This window comes from Chakrabartyella piscis (assembly GCA_030067835.1).
In the GTDB taxonomy this organism is placed as follows: domain Bacteria; phylum Bacillota; class Clostridia; order Lachnospirales; family Anaerotignaceae; genus Chakrabartyella; species Chakrabartyella piscis.
The window spans coordinates 952,796-978,847 of the sequence record CP092441.1; the positions used below are offsets into that span (position 1 = coordinate 952,796).

Here is a 26,052-nt window from a genome sequence, read left to right on the forward strand (position 1 = left end):
GATGTAGAACTGTTTATTTGAGAACAGATATAGTCATTGGAGATAAAGATAGAAATATCGGTTTAGGAGGCACAACTTGGGTTCAGATTTTAGTGTGGATTACGAAAAAACAACATGGGTTCATAAGTTGGACCCAAGAACAAAATTGGTGTTCATTTTGGTTTTTGCAACAGTACCATTGTTCTTCACAGATTTCAAATATTTGTTGATCTGTGCAGCACTTATTGCACCTGTATGGATTACTGCAAAAATTGATGTTGCACCAATCAAAGCGTTGCTGGTTGCCATCATCATATTCTCTTTGGTGACAATGGTTTTTGCAACATTTTATAATTACAATCACGTGGATCAAAAGGTTTTATTCAAAATAGGGTTTTTGACAGCAACAGACATTGGGTTCTATTCTGGGTTGATGCTAGGATTTAGAGCAGCAATTCCGTCTCTGGCAGCTTTGATTTTGATTTGTACCACAGATCCAGCAAACTTGGCAAAAGCCATGATGATTATGAAAATTCCTTTGAGCGTTGCATTTATGATGATGGGTGCTTTGAAAATGTTCCCATTGGTGTTTGAAGAAATGCAAAATATCAAAACAGCGCAAATCATTCGTGGTGTGAAATATGGTAGTTTCAAACAAAATTTTGTAGCCTTTCGTTTGGCGGTATTGCCTTTGATGGTCAATACATTGCGTAAAAGTCGTGTAACAGGAATTGCAGTAGAATCCAAAGGCTTTGGAAAACGTGCTTGGAATGAATATTACCAAGAATTTTCCTTGAAAACAGTTGATTATGTGATGCTGATTGCATGTGTAGTTATTGTAGTAGCAGCAGTTTACGTACGTTTCGTTTTGGGTCTTGGTTTGGATGCTATGGTTACTCAGGCATAAGAAAGGTGGTCAATATTGTGAGCAAAACAGTAGTAAACGTGAAAAATTTAAGCTATGTATATCCGAATGCAGCAACAAAAGCTGTTGATGATCAAAGCTTTGATATCCAAATGGGTGAATTTGTGTTGTTGTGTGGATCTTCAGGTTCAGGCAAAACCACACTTGCAAAATGCCTAAACGGAATCATACCACATCTTTCTTCAGGGGATATGTATGGTGAAGTGGAAATCAATGGAGTGAATACAGCAGAAACCGAAATTCACAATTTGAGTGGTGACATTGGTATGGTATTCCAAAATCCAGAAGACCAAATCTTCTCCATTCGTGTGTGTGATGAGGTTGCTTTGGGTGTAGAATGTCAAGGATATTCCCATGATGAAATTGTGGAACGTGTGAATTATGCAATGGATAAATTGCGTATCACAGATATCGTAAATCGTTTGACATTTTCCCTTTCTGGTGGTCAAAAACAAAAGGTAAGCATTGCTTCCAACTTGGCAATTCTTCCTAGTATCATTGTTTTGGATGATCCAACAACAGACTTGGATCCAATCAGCAAACAAGAAGTTATGGATATTTTGTTTGAATTGAAAAATGAACTGAGACTCAAAGGTGAAAATGGCGAAGAAAATAAAATGACTTTCTTGGTCATTGAACATGAGTTGACAGATTTGATGGAATTTACAGATCGTGTTATGGTTATGCATGAAGGTAAAGTTGTACTCAATGGCGAACCTGGAGCTGTTTTCTATGAAAATTATGACTACTTGGATGAAATTGGTGTGCGTATTCCAGATCATATCCGTTTGGCAAAATATTTGATGGATAAAGGTTTGAGCTATGGCAAACAAAAATATCCTGTAAAAATGGATGATGTCATTGCCTTCACAAGAGAAGCATTGACGGGTGGAGCAATTGCATTCCCAGAAATCACATATAGAGATTACACCATCAAAACCACAGAAAAAGTGGCAGAAGTCAAAGGTGTGAACTTCAAATATCCTACATCTGATAAAATGATTTTGAACGATGTGAATTTCGATATTTTCAAAGGTGAATTTTTGGCAATTGTAGGTCACAATGGTTCTGGCAAATCCACAATCATGAAAAATTTGTTGGGTATTTTGCATCCATCTACAGGTGATATCACCATCAATGGACATGATACACGTAAAACAGAAATTTCAAAATTGATTTTGGATATTGGATATGTATTCCAAAACCCAGACAACCAATTGTTCTGTAATACAGTTCGTGAAGAAATTGAATTTGGTTTGAAAAACAATGATTTTGATCCAGTGAAAATTGAAGAATTGACAGAAAAGGCATTGCAAATTGTTGGTTTGAAGGATAGAGAAGGTGAACATCCATTCTCACTTTCCAGAGGTCAACGTCAAAGATTGGCAGTTGCAACTATGTTGGTTTCAGATCCAAAAATCATTATGTTGGATGAACCTACAACTGGTTTGGATGAACGTGATTTGCGTGGTATTTTGGAATTGATGCAAGAACTGATTGCATTCCATAATGGTACCATCATCATGGTTACACACGATATGGAAGTGGTTGCAAAATATGCAACTCGTGTCATTGTTGTGGAAGCTGGTAGAATCGTTTTGAATGACAATCCAGATGAAATCTTCAAAAACAACGTAGAAAAATTGGAAGATTTGAAATTGAAATCTACCATCATCTCTACAGTATCCACAAAATTGTTGGATGCAGGCATGCCATATATTCCAGATTGGACTTTCTTCCAAAACCAAATCATTGGCAAATAAATGGAACACACAAAAGCTTGTCTCAAATAAGAGGCAGGCTTTTTTTATGTTATAATTCATAAAATGCTTATAATCTGTAGTATGACGGTACGATGAGGGCATTGTACCCTACAATCGCATATTTATGTTTTGTGGTTTTTGGCTTTTGTAGGGGCGACCAGTGGTCGCCCGTTTAAAGAGCATCGGTCGATTCGTGAATCGCCCCTACAATGGTATATTGGTAATTTATGATACAACGGCAGGAGCAAGCCCCTGCCCTACAATAATCTTGATTTGGATTTTTTGAACCAGTAATTAAGATGTGAGTGGCTTGTCACTCACGGTCTAATAGTGAAATTTATGCATGAACCAACCGACTGATGGGGGTAATTTTCAAGAGGGGTCGGGTTAGACCCATCTTGAACCGTGCTCCACGCTTCGGAAGTAGTGGCAGCTTTTGTTACTTTTCACTGTTGAAAAGTAAGGTCTAAAAGGCTCTAACATTTGAAGAAATTAAAACCTAAAATTACCATACGCAATTTACTGGAGGATGATATCCTCCCCTACAAAACGTACTTATATTTTGTGGCAATTTATGACGGCAGGAGCAAGCCCCTGCCCTACAATTGTGGTATACTTGTGTTTTGTGGTACCACGTAAAATATAAATAATCTTACATGATTCTTCAAATTGTTGTTCATTCATATTTATACTTCCACGCAAAAAATCGTATCCTTATATCCAGCAGAATATTTCCCGGGTGAAACACCAAAAGACTTCTTAAAAGTACGAATGAAATGGGAATTGTTGCGAAAACCAGCTTGCTCACCAGCCAACTGCACACCAACACCTTGACGTAAATACACACAAGCCAAAATCAATCTTTGTGTGTTGAGATATTGATTGATGCCAAGACCAGTGTTTTTCTTAAAGATATAACATAGGTGTTGCTTGGTGATGAAAAATTCTGTGGCAATGTCATCTAAGGTAATATCTTCTGTGGCATGGGTTGCAATATAGTCCATTATGGGTGTGATACGATGCATTTGTTTGGTGTGATGAGGCTCTCCTTTTTGAGATGCATCAGCCAAGGTATTCAAGGTGATTGCCAATTCTATAAAGGCATTTTGTCGCAACAAATCACTTCCAAAAGCATCATTTTTCTCCATTGCAAAAGCACACAAATCCAAAAGTGGTTGCAATGCATCATCATCTAGCACAATACAAGGTGTTTCCAAAGAAAACATCTTCAGCAAATTGGTTTGGTTGGTGGAAAGTCCAGAAATATATTCTTCTGAAAATTTGATGACGTATCTTTGGTATAAAGTGGCATCTTCCACTTGACTGCGATGGATTTCACCATTACTCAACAAAAAAACAGTACCCCTCTGTATGGCATATGTTTGAGATCCAACACTCATTTCACCAGTTCCTTCCAAAACAATGGTCATTTCATAACAATCATGAAAATGGAATTGCTCCATTCTCCAAGCATAATCTATATGCAATTGCATATCAAAAAATTCTTTCATAAGATACCTCCTTTTGGTATCAGTTTATCAAAAAATCTGAATATATGCAAACTTTTGCAGAATATTGTTCAACATTTGCAAGAAAAAATATGATATTGTAATATGTACGAGAATAGATAGGTGTATCCTATCAATCACCACAAATCTAATGAATAGCTCTAGAAATTACAACAAATAACTGTAGGGCAAGGGCTCACCGCCAAAGAAGTGGCGGTCACATGTAGTGTGATTTTGCTTGCAAAATGATGACCTCTGCTCTTGCCACCATATAAATTGCAGAAATATAGAAACAGGAGGAACCCATGAAATACATACATCCCATTTCAGAAGAATATCAGGAATATCTCAAAGATGAATCCAGAACCACAGGGAATGCCAATACCATTTCCTTTCCAACATCAGAAAAAGAAGTTGTGGAAATCGTAAAGCATTTGTACCAAAACCAAGAAACCATCACCATCCAAGGTGCAAGAACTGGTGTTGCAGCAGGTGCAGTGCCCAAAACAGGTCATGCAATGAATTTCAGCAAAATGAATGGCATCACAGGGTGTACTGTGGAAAATGGTCGCTTTTTATTTGGTGTGGAAGCGGGTCACAGTCTTATTGCATTGAATCAAAAAATTGGAACCAAAAAGATGGATACCACTGGTTGGAGCCAAGAATCCATTGCTGCATTCCATGAGTTTTTGGATGCACCCATGCAGTTTTATCCACCAGATCCAACAGAAACCACTTGTTCCATTGGTGGTATGGTCAGCTGCAATGCTTCAGGTGCCAGAAGTTTTTCTTATGGTTCTGTACGCAATCATATTGACGGTTTGCGTGTGGTTTTGGCGGATGGAGAACTCTTACATTTGAAACGTGGACAAAATTTTGCAAAAGATAGAGTTTTGGAATTGGTCACAGAAAGTGGCAAACAAATCAAATTGGACTTGCCAAAATATAAAATGCCAACTACAAAAAATGCATCTGGTTATTTTGTGGAAGATAATATGGATGCAGTGGATTTGTTCATTGGTGCAGATGGTACATTGGGCATTGTGACACACATCACCATTGTCACATCACCATTGCCACAGGAAATTTGGGGTGTCAGCTGTTTCTTTGCATCTGAAAAATTGGCTTTGGATTTTGTCATTGCTGTGCGTAAAGAAAAAGAAAATATTGCTGCTTTGGAATACTTTGACCCAAATGCATTGGAGATTTTGCGGATCCAAAAGAAAAGCGGTACTGCATTCAAACAATTACCAGAAATTCCAGAAGCATATGTGGCTTGTGTCTATTGTGAAATTCATACAGATACCAAAGAATTGGCACAAGAAACCATGTTTCGCATTGGTGCAAAAATGAAGGCAACGGGCAACAATCCAGAACACACATGGGTTGCTAGAAATGATGGGGACTTAAAAACTTTGCAATTCTTTAGACATGCAGTGCCAGAATGTTCCAATATGATCATTGATGCTAGAAAAAAAGTAGAACCGATCATCACAAAACTAGGTTCTGATATGTCTGTGCCAAATGATTCTTTGCAAGCAGTAGTTGACTTGTATCAAACCACATTGGAAGCAGAAAACTTGGAATATGCAATCTGGGGGCACATTGGCGACAACCATTTGCATGTCAATGTATTGCCAAAAAATGCAGAAGATTTCTACAAAGGAAAAGAATTGTTCAAACATTGGGCAAAGGAAACATCTGCTATGGGTGGAGCTGTGTCTGCGGAACATGGTGTTGGTAAAATCAAAGCCAATTTCTTGGAAATTATGTATGGCAAAGAAGGCATAGAGGAAATGCGAGCATTGAAACAAAGCCTAGACCCAAGTGGTTTGTTGAATATTGGAAATTTATTTGATGTAGAGGAGGTGGCAAAGTGAAAACCATCGTATGTATGAAACAAGTGCCATCTTCCAATGAAGTTCGCTTGCATCCTGTGACCAAAACCATCATTCGTGATGGTAAAGCATCGGTTATCAATCCTTTTGATGCTTCTGCATTGGAGCAAGCTGTGCAAATCAGAGAAAAACTTGGTGGAAGCATTACAGCTCTTTCTATGGGGATTTTGGAAACAGCAGAGCTTCTCAGAGATGGCATCAGTCGTGGATGTGACGAAGCAGTTCTTTTGAGTGATTGTGCATTTGCAGGTGCAGATACCTTGGCAACCAGCTATACCTTAAGTTTGGGTGTAGACAAAATAGGCGACTTCGATTTGATACTTTGTGGCAAAATGGCAGTGGATGGGGATACAGCTCAAATTGGACCAGAGCTTGCACAAACATTGGGGATTCCCTATGCAACAGATGTCATTGAGATTTTGGAAGTGGATGAAACAAAAATTACAGTGAAACGTGGCATTGATGGTGGTACACAAGTGATCACATTGCCCTATCCGGCATTGATTACTGTGGTGAAGGAAATCCAAAAACCCAGATTGCCTTCTATTCAATCCATTGGGGATAGCTTACAAAAGGAAATTACAATTTACACAGCGCCAGAACTGGGTGCAGATGAAACTAGAACAGGTCTGAATGGTTCTCCAACAGAAGTGGTGCAAACCTTTATTCCAGAAAACAAGGTGGATTGTGTGGAATTGACTGGTAGCATTGCAGAAATTTGTAAATCCATTGCAACCATCAGACAGGAGGTGAAATGATATGCCACAATTGATCATCAACAAAGAACTTTGTAGAGGGTGTACCATTTGCACCAGAAGTTGCGGCAGCGACGCACTGCATATGCGTGGAAGATTGGCAGAAGTCAATGACAATTGCATTTTGTGTGGTATTTGTGTGAAATCCTGTCCATTTGGAGCAATCACCATAGAAAAAGAAGAAAAAATCAATACTGAAATGGATGCATATAAAAATTTATGGGTATTTGTAGAAATCAATCAAAATCGAATTGCAGAAGTGTCATTGGAACTTTTGGGTATTGGTAGAAAATTGGCAGATGAAAAAGGTTGTCATTTGGTGGCTGTGGTTTTGGATGAAAATGCATTGCTATTTGCAGAAGACTTGATTTCCTATGGAGCAGACAAGCTCATTGTGTGCAATGACAAGGGAATCGGTATCTATGCAGAAGAATCCTGTGCCCATATCCTAGATGATTTGGTGGAAAAGGAAAAACCAGAAATCTTCTTATTTGGTGCAACAGGTGTAGGACGTTCTTTGGCACCACGAGTGGCAGCACAGGCAAAAACAGGTCTAACAGCAGATTGTACTGTTTTGGAAATTGATGGGGATACAGGGCTTTTGAGACAAACCAGACCAGCATTTGGTGGCAATATTATGGCAACCATTGTATGTCTAGCAAAAAGACCACAAATGTCAACGGTCAGAGCTGGTGTTATGGCAAAAATGGAATACGATAGAACCAGAAGCGGAACCATCCAAAAGGTTTCCTATCAAAATCAATTGCCAGAAGCAAAACGAATCATCTTAGAAACATCATTTGCACCCAAAACCAATTCCATTACAGATGCAGAATTTTTGGTGGTGGTAGGACGTGGTATTGGTGCTAAGAAAAATATGAAATTGGTGCATACATTTGCAGAAAAAATTGGTGCACAGGTGGCAGTTTCCAGACCTTTGGTGGATATGGGATACGCAGAATATCCAAAACAAGTGGGGCAAACAGGTTGCACAGTGGCACCCAAGTTGTTGATTAGTCTTGGTGTCAGTGGTGCAATTCAGCATTTGGCTGGCATCACAAGAGCAGAGAAAATCATTGCAGTCAATGCAGATGATACAGCACCAATCTTTGGTATCAGCCATTATAAGGTGGTTGGGGATTGTGTGGCATTTTTGAAAGAATACACCAAAGACTAAGCCTGTGAAATGAAACACTTGAAATGAATACTGTATGCATAGAATGCAAAATATTTGTAATTTTATAGAAAAATATTTAAAATTGTGAAATACATCTAAAAAATATACATTATTTATGAAAAATATATATGTATTTATTTCTGTACATATGTGGATTCTTGTGGTACAATAACAAAAAGTAAATATTGCAAACAATAGCGTTGAAGAAATGTCAGACAATATCGCACAACTAGAGTTACGTGTTATTGTCCTAGTAGTTTCCTTTGGTTACAAATGCAGAGAGTGAAGCGGTTGGTGAAAGCTTTTCAGTACAAAGTGAAATGAAGTTCGGTTTTGGAGCTACAATGGGAAACCATTGCGTATTCTATGCGATACAATAGAAAGAGATGCTATGATAGTAGCGTGAATTAAGGTGGTACCACGGTTATTTCGTCCTTTGTAGGATGAGATAACCGTTTTTTTGTTTGGTTAGGCAATGAATGGGTTTTAGGAAGGGGAACAAAATGATTAAAAAGCTATTTCAAAAAAAATCAACCATTGATGAAATTGATGATGTGGAGCTTCGTGCACAGAAACTTTTGGAAGAAAAAGATGCTGAAATGCGTGTGCGTACCTATATAGGAAAAAGCGATATTTTGATTACCATACTCTTTATGATTTGGGCAGTCTTTCAATTGTATGCAAATACCATTGGTGCAGTGGATGCAATGATGCTTCGAGCTTGGCATATTTTGTTCTTATTGGTGTTTACCTTTATCATTTATCCAACCTATCGGAAAGAAAAGAAACAAAGAACAGCACCTCCTATTTGGGATTTTGTATTGATTGGTGCAACCATCGTTTCATTTGGGTATATGATTCAAAATTATACATCCATTGCTCTTCGTGGTGGATATTTGGAAACGGTAGACTATATCATTGCTGGAATTGCAATGCTTTTGGTATTTGAAGTAGCAAGACGTGCTTGTCCAAGTATGGCAGTTTTGGGACTTGTGTTCTTGGCATATAACTTCCTTGGACCATATGTACCTGGTGAATTGGGACATGTTGGTTTCAGCATCAAACGTGTGTTGTCCCATATGTTCTGGGGTAGTCAAGGTATTTTTGGTGTTGGTATTGGTGTCAGTGCAACATACATTTTCTTGTTCATTGTTTTTGGTGCATTTCTCAAATATAGCGGTTTCAGTCAATTCATCAACGATATGGCATTGACTTTGGTGGGTCAAAGTCCTGGTGGCCCAGCAAAAGTAGCGGTACTTGCTTCTGCTTTGTTGGGTATGATCAACGGTAGTGCCATTGCAAATGTGGCAACCACAGGGACCATCACAATTCCTTTGATGAAGGAAACAGGTTACAAATCAGAATTTGCAGCAGCAGTGGAAGCAGTTGCCTCCACAGGTGGTCAATTTGCACCTCCAATTATGGGCGCTGTTGGTTTCGTTATGGCAGAGTTTTTGGGTGTCAGCTACACAGAAGTATTGTTGGCAGCTTGTATTCCTGCATTTTTATATTATTTGACATTGATTTTCGCAGTACATTTTGAAGCAAAGAAATTGGGTCTCAAAGGGATTTCCAAAGATCATATCCCAGATGTATGGGTGGTCATCAAAACCAGAGGTCATTTGATCATTCCATTGGTGGTGCTCATTGCAATGATGTTCAAAGGATATACACCACTTTACGCAGCGGTATATGCAATCTTTGCAACAGTAGCAGCATCTTGGCTGAACAAAGAAACCAGAATGTATCCAGCAACCATTGTGAAAGCAACTGTAGAAGGTGCTAGAGGTGTTTTGAGTGTTGGTGTCAGCTGTGTGGTTATCGGTGTCATCATTGGTACAGTTTCTTTGACTGGCTTGGGTCTCAACTTTGGATATATTGTGCTTCGTATCGTTGGAGAAGGTCAATTGCTTCTTGGCGGTGTTATGGTTATGATTATGAGTATCGTTTTGGGTATGGGTGTTCCTGGTGTTGCAGCTTATGTTATCGTTGCAGCAGTGGCAGTACCGGTTTTGGTCAATGTAGGTGCATCTATGATGGCAGCCCATATGTTCTGCTTGATTTATGCTTGCTTGTCTAACATTACACCACCTGTAGCCATGAGTTCTTATGTGGCAAGTGGGATTGCAAAATCCAACCAAACCAAAACGTCACTGATTGCAATGAAACTTGGTTTGACAGGATTCATTTTACCATTCTTCTTCCTAGATAACCCAATTTTGTTGTTGGGTCAAGGTGAAGGTATTTCCACTATGACAACCATTATGGCAGTCATCACAGCAAGTTTGGGGGTTATTGCACTTTCAGGTGGCTTACAAGGTATGTTGTTGAAACATTGTAATATCATAGAACGCTTGTTGTTGATTGCAGTTGGGATTTTGGCAATTGACACCAGTGGGATGACGGATGTAATAGCAGTTGCACTGTTTGTTGTGGTTTTGTGTTTGCAAAAATTCAAAAAAACAGTAGATGTACAACTGGCATAATATATAAAAAACTATAGGGAATATAAAAAGGAGAAAAAACTATGAAAAAAGCGATGGCAATGGTAATGGCAACTATTTTGGTTGTAGGTCTTGCAGGTTGTGGCAGCAGCAGTAGTAGTGCAGAATCCACAGATAGCAGCAGTGCAACAGCAAGCGAAAGCAAAGAAACAGTATACATCAACTTCCCAACAGCTTCCACAACAGGAACTGTATATCCACTTTGTAGTGCAATTGCAAATCTTTGGAACACAGAAATTGATTACGTAAAAGCAAGTGCACAAGCATCCAATGGTGGTGTAGATAACTTGAATTTGATTGCTGATGGCGATGCACAAATGGGTGTTGCAGTAACCAGTATTTTGTATGAAAGCTATGTAGGTGAAGGTTCCTTTGAAGGACGTGCAAATGAAGATTTGCGTGTTTTGACAGGTTTGTACTACAATCCAAATCAATTGGTTGTTTCTGCTGATAGCGGTATCGAAAGCATTTCTGACTTGGCAGGCAAAACATTTGCACCAGGTGCTTCTGGTAGCACTGGCGAAGTGGAAACCAAAATCCATTTGACAGAGTTGGGTATGAATTACCCAGATGATATCAAAGCACAATTTGTAGGTTTTACAGAAGCAACAGACCTCATCCGTAACAAACAATTGGATGGTGCTTGGATTATGGCAGGTACACCAACAGCAGCGGTAACAGAAGTAACTGCAACAGCTGGTGGTAAAGTTATTGGTATCGACGAAAGCTTGATTGAACAATTGCAAGAAACATACCCATGGTACGCAAAATATACAATTCCAGCAGGCACATACGAAGGTCAAGATGAAGATGTTTTGACATCTGCAATCAAAATCACAATTTGCACAGATGCAAGCGTTGACGATGATGCAGCTTATGAAATGACAAAAGTGTTCTGGGAAAATATCGAAACATTGGCAGCAACATCTCCTTCTTTGCAAGGACTTACAGTTGCAGATGCAGTGACTGACCTTGCAGGTGTACCACTTCATGATGGTGCAGCAAGATACTACCAAGAAGTTGGCGTAATCGACTAATAGATAAGATGCAACTGTAGGGAACAACCCCTGTGTTGTTCCGCAAGGGGTAATCAAAGGAAATATAACTGTATGGGTGGATTCTATATGCATCCGTAAAAAGCAAGATTCTTCTTTTCATTCAGAATGACAAGAACAGTATCTGTCATTCAGAGGAGCAAAGCGACGAAGAATCTAAGATTGAAAAGAGAATATGTGGCGGATTCTATATCCACCCACAAAAAGCAAGATTCTTCATTTCATTCAGAATGACAAATGAAATAGCTGTCATTCAGAGGAGCAAAGCGACGAAGAATCTTAGATTTTAGTTGAAAAAATTATATGTAGGGGTGGATTCTATATCCACCCATTTTCACGCAAATAAGATAGAGGAGAAGCATATCATGATAAAAATTGGTTTGACAGGTGTGTATTTTGAAGGTGCAAAAGAAGCATTGATTGCAAATGTGCCAGAAGGCTATGAAATTGTGTTTGTAAATGACAAAAGCGAATATGATAAATTGGAAGATGTACAATATGTCATCAATCGTTTGGCAGTGGATAATGAAATCTTTACAGCTGCCAAAAACTTGAAATTCCTCCAAAAATGGGGTGCTGGTTTCGACGATTGTGATATCCAATTTGCAGGTGAAATGGGGATTTCAGTGGCTTCCTGTCCAGGTGTCAATGCAAGACCTGTGGCAGAACTTGCCCTTATGCATATGCTCAGCACCTATCGCAACTTGGTTGCAATCAATCGTAATTTGGTAAAAGGTATTTGGCCAAAAAGTGAATTCTTTGGACGTTCCTTTATGATTGAGCACAAAACAGTGGGTATCATTGGTTTGGGTAATATCGGTAAAATCGTTGCAAAACTGACTTCTGCATTGGGTGCAAATGTCATTTACTACGATATTGAACGTCAATGGGCACAAGAAGAATCCTTTGGTTACAAATTTGTGGATTCCATGGAAGAATTGCTTAAGGTAGCAGACATTGTAACAGTGCATTGTCCTTTGAATACAGAAACCAGAGGTTTGATTGGCAAAAAAGAATTGGAATGGATGCAACCAACGTCTATCTTAATCAATACTGCAAGGGGTCCTATTGTCAACGAAGAAGCACTTGTGGAAGCATTGGAAAATGGAATCATTTTGGGTGCAGGTATCGACAATTTCAATGTGGAACCAGCACCACAAGACCATCCGTTGTTGCATTTGCCAAATGTGTCAGCAACAGCACATGCAGCAGGCAACACACGTGACAATGATGTGAATATGGTGCGTTATTGCTACCAAAATATCGTCAATTTTGAAAACGGTTTGCCTTTCAATAGCGAAAGAGATTGGGTCAACAAACAATATATGATAACATCCAAATAAAAACATAAGATAACGTGGTGGCTTAGGCTGCTGCGTTATTTTTCTAAATCCATGAAAATATAATGACAGTTTCCAATTTTGTGATATACTGATAAATAGAAATATATTGTCATAAAAAATAGATTTATTATTTGTAGGGGACAGTCTTGACTGTTCCGTCATACTACACAATTTCATTATAAATTTGTTTCAATTAACAAAATTAAGGAGTTTTCATGAAAATTTTATTAACCGCCATCAATGCAAAATTCATACATTCCTCTTTGGCAGTGCGATATCTATATTCCTATGCCAAAGAATACCAAGAATACATTACGCCATTGGAATATACCATCAACAACCAAGAAGATGAAATTCTTGCAGATTTGTATGGATATCAACCAGATGTGATTTGTTTTTCTTGTTACATTTGGAACATCAATATGATTTGTTCATTGGCACGTAATTTGAAAAAAATCATGCCAAATGTGAAAATTGTATGTGGTGGACCAGAAGTTTCCTATGAAAGTGAAGCATTGCTGGAAAAGAATCCATCCATTGATGCCATCATTCGTGGCGAAGGAGAAGAAGCCTTCAAGCAAATGGTGAGTGCCTTTGTAAATGGCACATCCCTTAGAGAAATCAATGGTATGTCTTTGCGTGAAGGGGATACAATTCTTTCTACACCACCTAGCACAGCCTTGTGTTTGGACAAATTGCCATTTCCATATGATGAGAATTTGACAGGTTTGGATCATCGTATTTTGTATTATGAAACACAAAGAGGTTGCCCTTTCAATTGCCAATTTTGCCTATCTTCTGTGGAAAAAGGTGTGCGTTTTGTCAGTTTGGAAAAGGTGTTTGGGCAATTGGACTTCTTCCTAGAACGCAATGTAAAACAAGTGAAATTTGTGGATCGTAGCTACAATTGCAACAAAAAACATAGCCATGGTATATGGAAATATTTGATGGAACATGACAATGGCATCACCAATTTCCATATGGAGATTGAAGCCCATTTGGTGGATGATGAAACCATCGAATTGTTGCGTGGTGCCAGACCAAATCTGTTCCAATTTGAGATTGGGATTCAGTCCACAAATGAAGAAACCTTGAAAGCAGTGCAACGAAATGGCGACTTTGCAGAATTGAAACATCGTATTTTGCAAATCAAAGAATTGGGTAACATTCATGTCCATGTGGATTTGATTGCAGGACTTCCTTATGAAGGATACGAAAGTTTCCGTAAATCCTTCAACGATGTGTTTGACTTGGGTGCACAGCAGTTGCAAATGGGCTTTTTGAAGGTTCTGAAAGGCTCTGGACTCCATAGAGATAGCGAAAAGTATAACATTGGCTATCGTGAAGATGGCCCATATGAGGTGCTCTATACCAATGATATTTCCTATGGGGAGTTGATTCGCCTAAAGGGTATTGAAGAACTATTGGAAACCTTCTACAATTCAGGAAAAACAGTGCACACCATGGATTATGTGATTCCGCATTTCCCTTCTGCATTTGATTTCTTTGAAGCCTTTAGCGATTATTGGATGGAGAAGGAATATCACAAAATCAAGCATACAAAAGCCAATTTATATGAAAAACTAAGAGAATTTTTGTTGCAATCGGACTATATGAAAGACCATATCAGTCAAGTAGAAAATCTTTTGAAATTCGATATGTTGTTGCATGACAATTTGCCTAGTATTCCAACTTGGGCAGTATCCACTTTGGATGGAGAAGCCTTCAAAAAAATCAAACGTGATTTCTTCCACAATGAAGAAAATAAGGAGACATATTTGCAAAAATTGGCAGGCTATACACCAACCCAATTGGGGCGTATGTGTCGATTGGAGCAATTTTCTTGCAATGTGCTAGAATCTGATGTACCAGAAGGTGAAGTGTTTATTTTGCTCAATTATTATGACAGAGATGTGTTCCATAATTGCGCTAAAACAGATCAAATTGCAATTACAATGTAGTAAATCATTATAACCACTGATAAAAATATAAGGAGTGTTTTACATGGAATTTGAAAAATTGATTTATACAGAAGAAGATGGAATTGCAAGTATCACTATGAATTATATGAAAAATCTCAATGCCATTGATGAACAAATGGCAGATGAATTGCTGGTTGCATTGCAAACAGCTGAAAGCGATGCATCCATTAAAGTTGTGATTTTAAAAGGTGGTAAAAAAGCCTTTTCTGCTGGTGGCGATATTGGCTATTTCTATGATTTGATCCAAGCTGGTGGCGATATCAATATGGATACATTGATTCAAAAAGTAGGTGCTGTGGCAGTCTATATGAAACAAATGAGCAAATTGGTCATTGCTTCTGTTTCTGGTGCAGCAGCTGGAGCAGGTGCAAGTTTGGCTTTGGGTGCTGATTTCATGATTTGTGCTGACAATGCAAAATTGATGTTGGCATTTGTGAACCTTGGTTTGGTGCCAGATACAGGTGTGACATACCTTCTATCCAAAAGCATTGGCACAGCCAGAACAATGGAATTGGCAGCAACAGGCAGACCACTAGGAGCAGAAGAAGCCAAAACATGGGGACTTGCTTACCAAGTGACTTCTGTGGAAGAATTGGAAGAAGCAACCATGAAATTTGCAAGAAAAATTGTAAATGGACCATCTGTTTCTTATAAAAACATCAAAAAACAAATGTTTGACACCAACTATACTGATTTCAAAGATTGGTTGGCACAAACAGAATCTGCTACCCAAAGAGAATGTGCATCTTCCATGGATTTCCAAGAGGGTTGCAAAGCATTTATGGAAAAAAGAAAACCAAATTTCCAAGGTAAATAAAAAAATCATACAAAAGATTCAGATACATCAATTGCAAATCACGAAACTACATACACTGTAGGGGCTACGTTTCGTTGCCCGTAAAAATTTATGTAATTGTATTTATCTGGGGGAATACGATCTAAAAAGGAGAATAAACATGGCATATATTCTAGTTGTCATAGCAGGTGTTTCATGGGGTTTGATTGGACTGTTTACAAAGGCACTTGCAAGCGTTGGATTGTCGGAATTGGACTCAATGGCAGTGAAAGCCACAGTCAGCGCCATTGCATTTGTATGTATGGCATTGGTGAAAGATAGAAGTGCTTTCAGATTGAAACATCCATTGGATATTTTGTATTTTATAGGTACAGGCGTTTGTAGCTTCGCCTTTTTCAGTTGGATGTTTATGAAAACCATCAATTTGACCAGCAATGGCATTGCAGTGGTGTTGTTGTATACTGCACCGACTATCATTATGATTTATTCTGTTGTGGTGCTCAAGGAACAAATGACTAAGAAGAAAGCCTTGGTTTTGGCAATGACATTGGTAGGCTGTGCTTTGGTTTCAGAAGTGTGGCAATCAGAAACAGTTATGTCATTGGAAGGTCTTTTGACAGGACTTGCATCTGGTGTTGGATATGCGTTGTATAGCATCATTGGTACAAAGGTCATCCAAAAAGGATATTCGTCCATTGCCATCACAACCTATACTTTTCTTGTTGCAGCAATAGCGTTGTTGCTTGTCATATCGCCTGTGGAGTTGGTACAAGAAATTTCAGATAAAAATGCTTGGTTGTTGCTGATTTCCTTTGGTCTTTTGACAACGGTGGTGCCATTTTTCTGTTACACCAAAGGACTTGTCAATTTGCCAGCATCAGTTGCGTCTGTCACAGCAACCATAGAACCTGTAGTGGGTGCTTTGCTTGGAATCTTTGTACTGAAAGAAAGTGCAAGCTTCTGGAAGATTGTTGGCATTGTGTGTATTGTAGGTGGTGTGGTCTTGTTGAGTGTCAACACACCAGCAAAGAAGAATCATTCCATAGAAGAATAAAAAGAAAGCCTGTATACGTTGCTGTATATAGGCTTGTGTGTGTGTAATGATATTATATTAAATCGTTAAATCAAAAAAGAAAAAATTGAAATCTACATCAAAAATTTGACTTAAGGCAATCAATTCACTGACACGTATATTGATACGGTCTGTTTCGACTTTGGCATAGGTGCTACGAGACATTTGGATGCCTAGAAGTTGTAATTTGGCTATGGTTTCATCTTGCGTGTAACCCTTTTGATTGCGTGCTTTTTGAATGTTACCACCAAGATATCGGTCAGGTCTGATTTTTGTCATATCCTACACCTCATCAGACTTATAAGTAACATATCCTTCATAATAATAACTGGTGTCAATGCCTTTGATATAAATACCTCGGTCATGGATTTGATTGGTCAGTGCTGCTTTCAAAATATGCTTGATTTCAATATCCTTGATGGGACTACGTTCCATTGCCAGCAAATAATCGGTTTTATCCACCAAATTCCAATCAATAACCAGTTGCAATTCTTTTTTCAACAACAAATCCAACCAGATTCTAGCACTTCTTCCATTTCCTTCACGGAAAGGGTGTGCCACATTCATTTCTACATACTTTTCGATGATTTCATCAAAGGTAGATTGTGGCATTTGGTCAATATGTGTCAAAGATGCTTCCAAATACATGACAGGTGCAAATCGAAAAACACCTTTTGCAATGTTGACGGTGCGTAATTTACCTGCAAATTCATAAATTTCATCAAATAGGTATTTGTGAATCTGTGCAAGTGTTTTATATGTGCCAGCTTGCATTTGTTCCAAAATACCTTTGTCAAAGAGCTCCACAGCTTTTTTCTTGCTGATGCGTTCTTCTTCCATTGCCAATTCCACAGAATTTGTAATATGCAATTTATTTTCCAATGCCATAAGGGATTTCTCCTTTCAAAGGGATTTCAATACCGATGATTCACATACTCATCAATCAAAGATTTTCTACTGCCTTCTGTAAACACATACTCATCACGCAAACGGTTCAAAATCACAGTGCTGGTGGAATGCAAAATCACATCTTCATCCTGCAACACAATTTCAAACAATTTACCTTTGAGGTATTTGCTACGAACCTTCACAAAATAAGCTTCCACATTACGAAAATCAATCAAACGCAAAGCAGCCATAGTGGCTTTGTCTTTTTTGCTATAGTAGTAGTTGCTGCGATCTTGATAATCTCGTTTCAACTCAAATTCCATATCTGAAACGGTGCTGGTGGACTTCATTTCCTTTGCCAAAGCATTGTAATATTGATAGTTGAACAATGCCTTTTCTACCGTATCCATATTGGTAAAAGGTCCAATATCACCGTAAATCACAGCATCATAATTCTTTTGCAGATATTCTCTTTTGCTCATATCGCCTTTGATGTATTGGTCAATTAGGTTTTGGCGATACTTGAAATATTTTTGAATGGCATTCATGACTTTCCTCACTTCCATAGATTCCCTGTGGAAAAACATCTTTTTTGGCAGTACAATAATAAAATGTACGCTACAAAAAGAGTTAGAACAAGGGGGTATTTATGCAAACGTATTTGGAACAATATGACACGTTCATTGCACCAAAATTACAAGAGTTGGATTTATTTTTGAAAACAACAGAACCACCCTATGCAGTTGGCGATATTGCCATTTGTTTGGATAGTTCTGATGAAGAAATTCAAAGTTTGTTGCAAAAATTTGGTTTTGGTTTGCCCACAAAAGGCGTTTTTTTATACTTGATACAACTTGTGAAATCCCCTATATGTAAACTCATACAAAGGGAAATTGCCTGTGGAATGCCACCTACATATACCATAGAAGAAATCTCATACATATATGATTTGGAGATAGAAAAGGTACAGGTTGCAGCACAAAACATAGGCAAAGAAACCTTCACCAAAAAAGACTTAGTGCACTTATTTTCTTATATTTATTGTTGATATACAATACCTTTGCGTACTGCATCAGAAGTTTCTTGGTTGTTGAAGGTTGCAATCAGTTGCAATGCAAACTCAATTGCAGTTCCCACACCACGAGATGTGATGATATTGCCATCTACACAAACAGAATCGGTTTTTGGAATAGCACCCAAAAGGTGTTCTTCCATACCGGGGTAGATGGTGGCAGTTTTGCCTTCTACAAGACCCCAAGCACCCAAAAGCATAGGAGCAGCACAGATGGCGCAAATTACTTTACCAGCATCACTCATTTTGAGAATCAAATCTTGCAAACCAGCATGTACCATCATACCACCTACACCACCCATACCACCAGGTAGGATGAATCCACTCATTTCATCAGCTTGCAAATCAGCAAAGAACAAATCTGCTTGCACAGAAATGCCATTTCCACCAAGAACCAACAAAGAATCGGTCAAAGAAACCATTTTCACTTCTACGCCACCACGACGCAACAAATCTATGGTTGTGATTGCTTCTACTTCTTCAAATCCTGTTGCCAAAAATATACATACTGTTTTCATAGTATCGCTCCTTTGATATGCTTTATTGACGATATTCTGTAGGGGTGAATCAATGACCGCTGAGAACATCCAGTACTCTATGAGTACTTGGATATATTTGCTACGCAAATGATGGCACAAAAGAACCAAATGTTTTGCATGAGTGCAACAATTGATTCCTTTGCACCACGCTTTCTCCGCTATTAGGGTATATTATACACTTTTTAACTGGATTTATCAACATTCTATTGACAGAACAAGGACAAACCTCTATCCTAATATGACGGAGGTGTGACACATGGAGATTGAACGTAAATTTTTGACCAAAGAGATTCCATTTTCTTTGGAGGGCTTTGCTTGTAAGGATTTGAGACAATCCTACATTTCCTTTAGACCAACCATTCGCATTCGCAAAAGCAATGATACGTATTATTTGACCATCAAAGGTTCTGGTCACATATCACGTGAAGAATATGAGTTGATGATTTCAGAAGAAGAATACAATACACTTTTGCAAAAGGCAGAAGGAACTGAAATTTGCAAAAAAAGATATTTGATTCCACTAGAAGGCGACTTGGTTGCAGAATTGGATGTATATGCAGGTGAATTGGAAGGTTTATATACCACAGAAGTGGAGTTTGCTACAGAAGAAGAAGCAAATGGATTCATTCCACCAGATTGGTTTGGTGTGGATGTAACAACAGAAAAAACATATAAAAATGCAGTATTGGCACAATTTGGTTTGCCAAAAGAATGAGAATGAGAAACGAGAGCAACAAGGAGGAAAATATGAGTTTACCAATTGCAACACTGAAAAAAGGAGAAGGTCGCTTATTGAAATCTGGCGGACTTTGGATTTTCGATAACGAAATTACATCTGTTACAGAAGATGCAACCAATGGCGAATTGATTGCGGTACAAGATTTCGATGGTTACCCAATGGGTACTGGTTTCTACAACAACAATTCCAAAATCACCATTCGTATGATGACAAGGGATAAAGACGCTGTTATTGATGAAGCATTCTTGGAAAATCGTGTGCAAATGGCTTGGGAATATCGTAAGAAAACAGTGGATACTTCTTCTTGTCGATTGATTTTTGGAGAAGCGGATTTCTTGCCAGGCATTGTTGTGGATAAATTTTCAGATGTATTGGTGGTGCAATCTTTGGCATTTGGCATTGATCGTATGAAAGATACCATTTTGCGTTTATTGGTGGCAGCATTGGAAAAAGATGGCATTTCCATTCGTGGTATTTATGAACGTAGTGATGCAAAAGTGCGTTTGCAAGAAGGTATGGAACGTGTCAAAGGTTTCTTAAGTGAACCATTTGATACAAAAGTAGAAATCATTGAAAATGGTGTAAAATACACTGTAGATGTGGAAGATGGTCAGAAAACAGGCTTCTTCTTGGATCAAAAATACAATAGAGCAGCCATCCATAGCATTTGCAAAGATGCTGATGTTTTGGATTGCTTCACCCATACAGGTTCCTTTGCTTTGAATGCTGGTATTGCTGGTGCAAAAAGCGTTTTGGGTATCGATGCATCCCAATTGGCAGTGGATCAGGCTACAGAAAATGCAAGGCTCAACAACTTGCAAGATGTGGTACATTTCCATTGTGAAGATGTATTTGAATTGTTGCCACGTTTGGAAGCAGAAGGTAGAAAGTTTGATGTGATCATATTGGATCCGCCAGCTTTCACAAAATCCAGAAGCTCCATCAAAAATGCAGTCAAAGGATATAGAGAAATCAATTTGCGTGCCATGAAGCTCATCAAAGATGGTGGTTACTTGGCAACTTGTTCCTGTTCTCATTTTATGAACCAAGAGTTGTTCAGCCAAACAGTGGGACAAGCAGCAAAGAATGTACACAAACGCTTGCGTCAAGTGGAATGTAGAACACAATCCCCTGACCATCCAATTCTTTGGGCAGCAGATGAATCTTATTATTTGAAATTCTATATTTTCCAAGTATGTAAAAATTTGTAATAAAATTTATATTTGACGTAGTCAAATATAAAGCTAAAAACTAATGGTGAAGGGTGAATAACTTTAGAATGTTGAAAACGAAATATACATTTGTAGGGTTGATTCACGAATCAACCGAAACTAAGATACTTCATTCAGGATGACAGATTACGTAAATGAATGCAATTGTAGGGTAGGATATCATCCTCCAGTTATGTGCTACAAAACAAACGGGTAGGCATGGAAACCCACCCTTACAAATTAGTTCAAATATATTATGATTGTAGGGGATGGCGTTCCAGGCAATCCCGCTCATATTTTATATTGGTACACAATCAAAAAACCACATTCCAATTGATTAGGAGTGTGGTTTTTTGATGTAATCTTAGGCAATACCGCACAACTCTTTATCACAACCTTTGCGGTTTATTTTTCCGTCATAAGTGCCAAAAATACTCGACGATATTTCCGATATCGCCTCCGTTTTTTAACAATTCTGACGAAAAAATCTACTCGTAAATTTTGCAATCAGAGCTATGCGGTATTGCCCTTATTTCTTCTTATGGACTTGACGCAATGTTTTCTTTTGTGTGGGTTTGGATTTGCTAGCTGTTGGTTTGTATCCATTACCACTTTGTGCAGGTTTGGATTTACCACTTTGACCACCAGATTTACCATTCTTTTGAGTTGTTCTGGATTTGTCACCTGTTTTGCCACCACCAGACTTACCAGTGGATTTGCCATTGCTATTTTTATTGTTCCAACTGTTGTATTCGTTTTTACTTTGTCTTGGTCGAATCAAGCAATTTTGATCAAAACCAACCAAATCCATACGATGTGCCTTTTGGAGTGCTTCCATAACCAAACCATAATTCTTTGGATTGCGATATTGAATCAAAGCACGTTGCATTGCCTTTTCATGTGGATTCACAGGTACATATACAGGTTTCATAGTTCTTGGATCTACACCTGTGTAGTACATACAAGTGGAGATGGTAGAAGGAGTTGGATAGAAATCTTGTACCTGTTCTGGCATATAACCAATGTTACGCAAGTATTCTGCCAATTCCACTGCTTCTTTCAAAGTAGAACCAGGATGTGATGACATCAAATAGGGTACCACAAATTGTTTTTTACCCAAACGTTCATTGATTCTCTTAAACTTGGTTAGGAATTTTTCATAAACACTGTTTTCTGGTTTCCCCATCATGCTGAGAACTGCATCAGAAATGTGTTCTGGTGCAACCTTCAATTGACCGCTAACATGATGCTCACAAAGCTCATTGAAGAAGGTATCATCCTTATCTGCAAGCAAATAATCGAAACGAATCCCAGAACGTATGAATACTTTCTTTACATTGGGAAGTTCACGCAGTTTGTGCAACAACTTGATGTAATCTTTGTGGTCTGCTTCCAAATTTTTACATGGTTCAGGGAATAGACATTGCTTATCTTTACATGCACCATGTGTCAATTGTTTCTTGCAAGCAGGTTTTCTAAAGTTGGCAGTAGGACCACCAACATCATGAATATATCCTTTGAATCTAGGGTCATCAATGAATTTTCTGGCTTCATTTACAAGGGATTCGTGGCTTCTGGCTTGGATGATTCTACCTTGATGGAAGGTCAAAGCACAGAAACTACAAGCACCAAAACAACCTCTATTGCTGATGAGGCTATATTTCACTTCTTCAATGGCAGGAATGCCGCCAGCTGCTTCATAAGAAGGGTGATAGGTTCTCATATAAGGATAGCTGTATGTGCGATCCATTTCCGATTGTGTCAAAGGTTTGGAAGGTGGATTTTGCACCACATGAACACTACCGTAACTTTCCACCAAACGTTTGCCAGTGAATGGATCAGTATTGTTGTTTTGGATGTTGAAACTTTTTGCATATTCCAATTTATCAGCTTTCATTTGTGTGAAGGATTGGAGCATGGTGTAGTCATATACAGAATCCAAATCTTTGGTTTTGTAAGCAGTGCCATCTACAAAAGTAATGTCTTTGACTGCAATGCCTGATTTCAAAGCGTCTGCAAGCTCAATGATGGAATGTTCCCCCATACCAAAGGAAACAATATCCGCACCAGAATCCATCAAAATAGAGCGTTTCAAACGATTTGACCAATAGTCATAATGTGCCAAACGTCTAAGACTTGCTTCGATACCACCCAAAATAATGGGGCTATCTTTGTAAACTTGACGAATCAAATTGCTGTATACAATGGTTGCGTAGTCAGGTCGTTTGCCGATTTCGCCACCAGGGGTATAGGCATCTGTTTGACGACGTTTTTTGGAAACAGAGTAGTGGTTTACCATAGAATCCATATTGCCACTGGAAACCAAGAACCCAAGTTTTGGTTTGCCTAAGATGGTGATGCTGTTGCTGTCTGTCCAGTCAGGTTGACAAATGAGCCCTACAGTGTATCCAGCTGCTTCCAAAGCACGTGTAATGATGGCATGTCCAAAGGATGGATGGTCTACATAGGCATCGCCTGATACATAGACAAAATCCACTTCATCCCAGCCTCTTTTTTTCATATCTTCTTTGTTGATTGGTAAAAAATCTTTGATCATATTGATTCCTCATTTGGATTTCTAATTAATTGTAATAGCTTATTTTATCACAAAAACCACAGTATCGTCTATGTAAATTAGGATATTTATAATGGCTCAGTTGTCAAGACAAAAAAACAATTCTTTTTTAATGAACTCAATTTAATAAAGGAAAGAGTAACCCCTCCTCTTATGCTGCCATTGGTAACAGTTGCATGGGATAATACATGGATGCTGGTGTCTGGTAGTCCAGCGCCGAATGAAGACGTTCAAAGTTATATGTGTGAATATACTTTGCTATCTCTATTCGAGCCTGCTTAATGGATGTATATTCTGTCAAATATGCTTCTTCGTATTTGAAGCTGCGAAACCATCGTTCAATCATGATGTTATCAGCCCATCGCCCTTTGCCATCCATGCTTTGTTTGATTTTTTGTTCCTTCAAAAAGGCTCTGTATTCATTGCTTGTAAATTGAGAGCCCTGGTCTGAATTCAATATGATAGGTGTTGCTACTTTCAATGCCTTTTTGACCGCATTCATAACCATATGAGTGCTTAATGTATCATCCACTTCCCAACCAACAATGCAACGACTATACCAGTCGATGATGGCTGTTAGATACAGAAATCCGTGTTTTGTTCCAATATAGGTGATGTCGATTGACCACGCCTGATTGGGACGTTCGATAACCGCATTACGCAATAGATAGGGGCATATCTTTGCCTCCTGCATGCGTTTGGAAAGGTTCATCTTTGGATAAATCGGATCAATGGCCATTTCATTCATGTAACGTCTAGCACGCTTGCGACCTACGTTATGGTTGCGTTGTTTCAGTTGTGCTGACATCTGCCTTGCACCCCAAGTGGGATGTTCTGTGTGTAGCTGATCAATGATTCGTTTGCATTCCAATTCCTCAGCGGATATCGCTGGCTTTTCATAGTAGATGCTGGTACGATTCACCGATAACAGCTTTGCACCTGTAGATACAGGTATATCCTTAGTCTTCGAAAGGTTTTGGAGAATACTTCGTTTCGTAGTCTGGTCCAAGAACTTCTTCAGATTTTTTTTTGAGCCAGTCCACTTGCATTGTAAGTTGACCGACTTTTTTGGCATATGCTTCTTTTTCCTTACGCTCTTGTTGTAATTTTTCGTTCGTTTTTTCCATACGAGTATCATCAAATGCAGCAGATGCATTGGATAAAAATTCTTTTTTCCAATTTCTTAACAGGTTAGGCTGGATGCAATTTTCGGTAGCCAATGTGTTTAAATCTTTTTCGCCTTTCAGCAACTCAATCACCAAATCGGCTTTGAATTGAGCGGTGAAACTTCTTCTTGTTCGAGACATGTGTGAGCACCTTCTTTCTGATGTTGTTAGTATAACAAATTCATTAAGAATTGTCTCGAAAATTGTCTTAAATCACGGTACCATTATAATTCTTTTGGGTTTGGGTGCAATATATACCTAAAAATAGCATTCTTTGGAAATCTGTAAGAATTGAAACAAAAAAAGAGAGCAACATCAGTCACCCTCTTAGAAATAGTACAATTTATTTTTTTGCTTCAAATGGCATATATGGAATCAAAGAAGCAGCCAAACCAGAAACTGGCAATGTTTGCAAAATGATTTTACCAGGACCAGTTACAACAGTGTTGAACACACCTTCTCCACCAAGGAACATATTTTTCATACCGGGAACTGTTTGGATATCCATGGAACAAGTTTCTTCCATGCAAGCCAAATATCCTGTATCCACAATCATAGATTCACCAGCTGCCAATGTATATTCTGCTGCATAGCCATCAATTTCAATGAAAGCAATACCAGAACCACTGATTTTTTGCATAATGAAACCTTCGCCACCAAAGATACCAGTGCCAAGGGCTTTTTTGAAATGAACAGACAATTGCACACCTTCTGTACCTGCAAGAAAAGCGGATTTTTGTGCAATGATTGCATTACCTGGTGTGATTTCAAAAGCACGAATGGAGCCTGGGAAGCTGGAACCAAATGTAATTTCACCAATACCACTTTGTGCAGAGTAGCGGTTTTGGAATATTTTTTCTCCAGAAAGCAATTTACCAAACATTTTTCCAACGCCACCACCAGATGTGGTTTCCATTTTCATATTGGGTGTCATCCAAATCATAGAACCACTTTCTGTGATCATAGTTTCACCTGGTTGCAATCTACAAGTTACCGCTGATAATGGTTCGCCAAAAATTTTATATTCCATAATGTACCTCCTTCAACTAGACTATCCAGTATATGATGATGACTACAACTATAGAATAGTGATTTTTGTGAATAA

The 26,052-nt window shown here is 38.5% G+C and carries 23 protein-coding genes; 14 read left to right on the forward strand and 9 right to left on the reverse strand.

Features of this window, described 5'->3' with window-relative positions:
• Nucleotides 1–76: 76 nt before the first annotated feature.
• Both MJY40_RS04160 and MJY40_RS04165 read left to right on the forward strand, forming a co-directional pair.
• The gene (locus MJY40_RS04160; RefSeq protein ID WP_317855789.1) at nucleotides 77–886 is read left to right on the forward strand and encodes an energy-coupling factor transporter transmembrane component T family protein; all 810 of its coding nucleotides are present in this window, start codon (nucleotides 77–79) and stop codon (nucleotides 884–886) included.
• Between the two features lie 17 nt (nucleotides 887–903).
• Complete coding sequence (locus MJY40_RS04165) at nucleotides 904–2,667, forward strand: ABC transporter ATP-binding protein (protein ID WP_317855790.1); 1,764 nt, start codon at nucleotides 904–906, stop codon at nucleotides 2,665–2,667.
• Between the two features lie 686 nt (nucleotides 2,668–3,353).
• Here the strand turns inward: MJY40_RS04165 and MJY40_RS04170 are convergent.
• Nucleotides 3,354–4,178 (reverse strand): AraC family transcriptional regulator, encoded by an 825-nt coding sequence (locus MJY40_RS04170; RefSeq protein ID WP_317855791.1) that lies wholly within the window; start codon nucleotides 4,176–4,178, stop codon nucleotides 3,354–3,356.
• Between the two features lie 302 nt (nucleotides 4,179–4,480).
• Here MJY40_RS04170 and MJY40_RS04175 point away from each other — a divergent pair, with 302 nt between their 5' ends.
• The 9 genes from MJY40_RS04175 (at nucleotide 4,481) to MJY40_RS04215 (ending at nucleotide 16,739) form a co-directional block, all read left to right on the forward strand.
• Nucleotides 4,481–6,055, forward strand: coding sequence for an FAD-binding oxidoreductase (locus MJY40_RS04175; RefSeq protein ID WP_317855792.1), 1,575 nt, complete (start codon nucleotides 4,481–4,483; stop codon nucleotides 6,053–6,055).
• Nucleotides 6,052–6,831: an electron transfer flavoprotein subunit beta/FixA family protein gene (locus tag MJY40_RS04180; protein ID WP_317855793.1), complete on the forward strand. Its 780-nt coding sequence runs from the start codon at nucleotides 6,052–6,054 to the stop codon at nucleotides 6,829–6,831. The genes MJY40_RS04175 and MJY40_RS04180 overlap by 4 nt, the downstream gene beginning before the upstream one ends.
• Before the next feature lies 1 nt (nucleotide 6,832).
• Entirely contained in the window at nucleotides 6,833–8,005 is a 1,173-nt protein-coding gene (locus MJY40_RS04185) for an electron transfer flavoprotein subunit alpha (RefSeq protein WP_317855794.1), read from the forward strand.
• 503 nt (nucleotides 8,006–8,508) lie between these two features.
• Entirely contained in the window at nucleotides 8,509–10,491 is a 1,983-nt protein-coding gene (locus tag MJY40_RS04190; protein WP_317855795.1) for a TRAP transporter permease, read from the forward strand.
• A 41-nt stretch (nucleotides 10,492–10,532) separates the two neighbouring features.
• Nucleotides 10,533–11,546 (forward strand): TAXI family TRAP transporter solute-binding subunit, encoded by a 1,014-nt coding sequence (locus MJY40_RS04195; RefSeq protein ID WP_317855796.1) that lies wholly within the window; start codon nucleotides 10,533–10,535, stop codon nucleotides 11,544–11,546.
• A gap of 383 nt (nucleotides 11,547–11,929) precedes the next feature.
• Nucleotides 11,930–12,907, forward strand: a complete 978-nt coding sequence (locus MJY40_RS04200; RefSeq protein ID WP_317855797.1) for a 2-hydroxyacid dehydrogenase — start codon at nucleotides 11,930–11,932, stop codon at nucleotides 12,905–12,907.
• Nucleotides 12,908–13,122: 215 nt separating this feature from the next.
• Entirely contained in the window at nucleotides 13,123–14,868 is a 1,746-nt protein-coding gene (locus MJY40_RS04205) for a B12-binding domain-containing radical SAM protein (protein ID WP_317855798.1), read from the forward strand.
• 43 nt (nucleotides 14,869–14,911) lie between these two features.
• A complete protein-coding gene (locus tag MJY40_RS04210) occupies nucleotides 14,912–15,706 on the forward strand; it encodes an enoyl-CoA hydratase/isomerase family protein (protein WP_317855799.1) in 795 nt (264 codons plus the stop codon).
• Between the two features lie 139 nt (nucleotides 15,707–15,845).
• Nucleotides 15,846–16,739: a DMT family transporter gene (locus MJY40_RS04215; protein WP_317855800.1), complete on the forward strand. Its 894-nt coding sequence runs from the start codon at nucleotides 15,846–15,848 to the stop codon at nucleotides 16,737–16,739.
• A 57-nt stretch (nucleotides 16,740–16,796) separates the two neighbouring features.
• Here the strand turns inward: MJY40_RS04215 and MJY40_RS04220 are convergent, their stop codons facing one another.
• The 3 genes from MJY40_RS04220 to MJY40_RS04230 are packed head-to-tail and all read right to left on the reverse strand — an operon-like array spanning nucleotide 16,797 to nucleotide 18,193.
• Nucleotides 16,797–17,036, reverse strand: coding sequence for a helix-turn-helix domain-containing protein (locus MJY40_RS04220; RefSeq protein WP_317855801.1), 240 nt, complete (start codon nucleotides 17,034–17,036; stop codon nucleotides 16,797–16,799).
• Nucleotides 17,037–17,039: 3 nt separating this feature from the next.
• Nucleotides 17,040–17,645 carry a protein adenylyltransferase Fic gene (gene fic / locus MJY40_RS04225; RefSeq protein WP_317855802.1) on the reverse strand — a complete coding sequence of 202 codons (606 nt, stop codon included), beginning with the start codon at nucleotides 17,643–17,645 and terminating at the stop codon, nucleotides 17,040–17,042.
• Between the two features lie 26 nt (nucleotides 17,646–17,671).
• The gene (locus tag MJY40_RS04230) at nucleotides 17,672–18,193 is read right to left on the reverse strand and encodes a DUF6648 family protein (RefSeq protein WP_317855803.1); all 522 of its coding nucleotides are present in this window, start codon (nucleotides 18,191–18,193) and stop codon (nucleotides 17,672–17,674) included.
• 101 nt (nucleotides 18,194–18,294) lie between these two features.
• Between MJY40_RS04230 and MJY40_RS04235 the strand changes: the two genes are divergently transcribed.
• A complete protein-coding gene (locus MJY40_RS04235; RefSeq protein WP_317855804.1) occupies nucleotides 18,295–18,693 on the forward strand; it encodes a hypothetical protein in 399 nt (132 codons plus the stop codon).
• Here the strand turns inward: MJY40_RS04235 and MJY40_RS04240 are convergent.
• Entirely contained in the window at nucleotides 18,684–19,235 is a 552-nt protein-coding gene (locus tag MJY40_RS04240) for a DJ-1 family glyoxalase III (protein WP_317855805.1), read from the reverse strand. The genes MJY40_RS04235 and MJY40_RS04240 overlap by 10 nt on opposite strands.
• 277 nt (nucleotides 19,236–19,512) lie before the next feature.
• Here MJY40_RS04240 and MJY40_RS04245 point away from each other — a divergent pair, with 277 nt between their 5' ends.
• Entirely contained in the window at nucleotides 19,513–19,971 is a 459-nt protein-coding gene (locus MJY40_RS04245; RefSeq protein ID WP_317855806.1) for a CYTH domain-containing protein, read from the forward strand.
• Between the two features lie 32 nt (nucleotides 19,972–20,003).
• Nucleotides 20,004–21,206, forward strand: a complete 1,203-nt coding sequence (locus MJY40_RS04250) for a class I SAM-dependent rRNA methyltransferase (RefSeq protein ID WP_317855807.1) — start codon at nucleotides 20,004–20,006, stop codon at nucleotides 21,204–21,206.
• A gap of 529 nt (nucleotides 21,207–21,735) precedes the next feature.
• Here MJY40_RS04250 and MJY40_RS04255 read toward each other — a convergent pair.
• The 4 genes from MJY40_RS04255 to MJY40_RS04270 form a co-directional block, all read right to left on the reverse strand.
• Entirely contained in the window at nucleotides 21,736–23,763 is a 2,028-nt protein-coding gene (locus MJY40_RS04255) for a YgiQ family radical SAM protein (RefSeq protein ID WP_317855808.1), read from the reverse strand.
• Between the two features lie 169 nt (nucleotides 23,764–23,932).
• Entirely contained in the window at nucleotides 23,933–24,856 is a 924-nt protein-coding gene (locus tag MJY40_RS04260; RefSeq protein WP_317854373.1) for an IS3 family transposase, read from the reverse strand.
• Nucleotides 24,741–25,088 carry a transposase gene (locus MJY40_RS04265; RefSeq protein ID WP_317854372.1) on the reverse strand — a complete coding sequence of 116 codons (348 nt, stop codon included), beginning with the start codon at nucleotides 25,086–25,088 and terminating at the stop codon, nucleotides 24,741–24,743. The genes MJY40_RS04260 and MJY40_RS04265 overlap by 116 nt, the downstream gene beginning before the upstream one ends.
• A 202-nt stretch (nucleotides 25,089–25,290) precedes the next feature.
• Nucleotides 25,291–25,977, reverse strand: coding sequence for a TIGR00266 family protein (locus MJY40_RS04270; protein ID WP_317855809.1), 687 nt, complete (start codon nucleotides 25,975–25,977; stop codon nucleotides 25,291–25,293).
• Nucleotides 25,978–26,052 lie beyond the last annotated feature (75 nt).